Below are 352 nucleotides of genomic sequence, written 5' to 3'. Positions count from 1 at the left end.
CTTTAAAGAGAATCCCGCTATTGAATCCATCTATCATTTTCAACAAAGTCTTTATGAAATATTAATGAAGAAAACATTAGATAAGCTCGCTGTCGTCAGCTCATCCCTCAATTCCTGGACATGCTCAACTCACTAAAAAACAGCGCTTTCAAATCATTATGCGCTCTTGGTAAAACCTTAGATTCTTGGAAAGAAGAGATCGTGAGAATGTGGCGATTCAGCAAGTCTAACGGCATTACCGAAGGCTTCCATAGAAAAATGAAATTGAGGCTCTTTCTCATTTGAGGGGGCACTTTAATCTAAGTTAGAGTAATCTAACTCCTTGATTTGACGATCAAAAGGAGATTAAAGT

General features: G+C 37.5%; 1 pseudogene. It reads left to right on the top strand.

The window, feature by feature from the left end:
* A pseudogene (locus tag Lrub_RS15240) lies at positions 1-267 on the top strand (transposase); the annotation flags it as partial.
* Positions 268-352 lie beyond the last annotated feature (85 nt).

It is taken from the genome of Legionella rubrilucens, assembly GCF_001468125.1.
Taxonomy (GTDB): domain Bacteria; phylum Pseudomonadota; class Gammaproteobacteria; order Legionellales; family Legionellaceae; genus Legionella_C; species Legionella_C rubrilucens.
The sequence above is the reverse complement of the archived record's forward strand: the minus strand, read 5'-3'. Positions and strand labels throughout refer to the sequence as shown.